This window comes from Betaproteobacteria bacterium (assembly GCA_016791345.1).
Taxonomy (GTDB): Bacteria; Pseudomonadota; Gammaproteobacteria; order Burkholderiales; family JAEUMW01; genus JAEUMW01.
On sequence record JAEUMW010000317.1, the window covers coordinates 1 to 2,497 of the forward strand.

Here is a 2,497-nt window from a genome sequence, read left to right on the forward strand (position 1 = left end):
CCCGGCGCGCCTGCACCGCGAGCTGCTCGCGCAGCTTGACCTGGCCGACGAGCGCGTCCTCGGTTTCGCGAAATGCCGTCTGGATCGCCTGCTGATACTGGTAGAGCGCCTGCTGCTTGCGCGCTTCCGCCTGCGCGACCCGGCCGCGGATGGCGCCCGCGGTGAAGATCGGCACGCTGATGGTGGGGCCGAAGCTCCATGTCCGCGTGTCGCCGGTGAAGAGTCTGCTCCACTGCGTGCTGAGCGTGCCGGCCTGGCCCGTGAGCGAGATGGTCGGATAGTAGAGCGCCTTTGCCGCGCCGATGTCGGCGTTGGCAGCGACGAGCGTCTGCTCCGCCTGCAGGAGGTCGGGGCGCTGCTCCAGCAGATCCGAAGGCAGTCCGGCCGGCACCACCGGCAGCGCGAGCTCGTCCAGCGTGCGACCGCGCGGAATCGGCCCCGGGTTTTCCCCGAGCAGCACCGAGATCAGGTTCTCCTGCTGCGTGATCTGGCGTTCGAGATCGGGGATGGCGGCGAGCGCCTGCTCGTACTCGGAGCGCATCTGGTTCAGTTCGAGCTCGGCGATCACGCCACCCTTGAAGCGCAGCTCGAAGAGCCGCAGGCTTTCGCCCCGCGAGGCAGCCGTGCGACGCGAGATCTCCAGCTGCTTGTCGAGGTCGCGCAGCGTGATGTACTCGTTGGCGACGGCTGCGACCAGCGCGAGCAGGGTGGCGCGGCGACCGTCCTCTGTGGCGAGCAGGGTAGCGCGCGCCGATTCGGTCTGGCGCTGCAGCTTGCCGAAGAAATCGATCTCCCAGGACGCCGTAAGCAACACCTGATAGGTGTTGAAGGTGCGCCGCACGTCGTCCTGCAGCGTCGTCGTCCCGCTGTATCGACTGACCTGCTGCCGTGCGAAACCGGCGCCGGCACCGACCTGCGGAAAGAGCTGTGAACGTGTCGTGCCGAGCACCCCGGCGGCTTCCTCGACGCGGGCGGCGGCGATGCGCACGTCCTTGTTCTGGGCGAGCGCCGTGCCGATGAGCTGATTCAGCACCGGATCGTCGAACTGCTGCCACCAGCTCGTGTTCACGAGATCCGCTGCCTGGCCTGCGTCGTAGCGGAAGGCCGCGGGCGCATCGACGTCCGGGCGAACATAGTCGGGGCCGACCTTGCAGCCGCCGAGCATGGTTGCGACGCAGGCAGCGATCAGGAGCTTGCGCATGTCAGCGAGCGTCCGGTTCGACGCGCGATCGGGTCTCGCGCATCAATCCCCCTCGTGTTTGCCGTGCGGCGCCGGCGTGACCGTCGCGCCGCCGCCCGGACCCGGTGTTGGAGGTGGCAGATCAGGAGGCTCGGTGCCGCTCAAGGGAGCGGCGGGCTTGCGCCCGACTTTCTCAGTGAACGACTCGATCAGCCAGTAGAACATCGGGATGAAGAAGACGGCGATCACGGTCGCCGCCAGCATCCCGCCGATGACGCCGGTGCCGATCGAGTGGCGGCTGTTCGCCGCCGCCCCGGTGGCGATGGCAAGCGGCACACAGCCCAGGATGAAGGCGAAGGAGGTCATCACGATCGGGCGCAGCCGCTCGCGGGCGGCGGTGAGCGCCGCATCGAGCGGGGACTTCCCGGCCTCGCGATTGAGCACGGCGAACTCGAAGATGAGGATCGCGTTCTTGGCGGCGAGCGCGATCAGCATGGTGAGCCCGATCTGGAAGTAGATGTTGTTCTCCTGACCGCGCAGCCAGATCGCCACGATCGCGCCGAAGATCGCGAACGGCACCGCCAGCAGCACGCCGGCCGGCAGCGACCATTTCTCGTATTGCGCGGCGAGGATGAGGAACACCATGATGAGGCCGAAGATGAAGACGACGAACGAAGTTCCGCCGGACTTCTTTTCTTCGAAGGACTGTCCGCTCCAGGCATAGCCGAAGCCCTCCGGCAGTACTTCCTCGGCGACGGCCTCCATCGTCGCGATGCCTTCGCCCGTGCTGAAGCCCGGCGCCGCATCCGCCGTGATCTTGATCGCCGGGAAATTGTTGAAGCGGGTGACGATGTCGGGGCCGGTGACGTAGCGGGTGGTCACCAGCGCCTTGAGCGGCACCATCTTGCCCGCGTCGCTGCGCACATAAAGATTGTCGAGATCGTCCGGCTTGAGACGGAACTCGGGCTCGGCCTGCAGGATCACCTGCCACAGCCGGCTGAACTTGTTGAACTGGCTTACGTACAGCGATCCGAACAGGATCTGCACGGTGTTGTAGACATCCTGCACCGGGACACCGAGGGTTTCCGCCTTCGCGCGGTCAACGTCGACCAGCATCTGCTGCGAGTTGGCGTCGAACGTGGCGGTGATGCGGGTGAGCTCGGGCCGCTGACGCACCTTGGCGAGGTACTGCTGGAGGATGTCCTGAAACTGTTGGATCGAGGTGTCACCCTGCGCCTGCAGCCAGAATTCCATCCCGCCGGTAGTACCCAGGCCGGGGATCGACGGCGGGTTGATCGGCAGCACGATCGCTTCCTT

General features: G+C 66.5%; 2 protein-coding genes. Both read right to left on the reverse strand.

Annotated features, from left to right (window positions below):
• On the reverse strand, window positions 1–1,201 hold a 1,201-nt coding region (locus JNK68_12550; protein ID MBL8541185.1), incomplete at its 3' end, for an efflux transporter outer membrane subunit.
• Window positions 1,202–1,243: 42 nt separating this feature from the next.
• Window positions 1,244–2,497, reverse strand: a 1,254-nt coding sequence (locus JNK68_12555; protein ID MBL8541186.1) for an efflux RND transporter permease subunit, incomplete at its 5' end; no start/stop codon positions are given.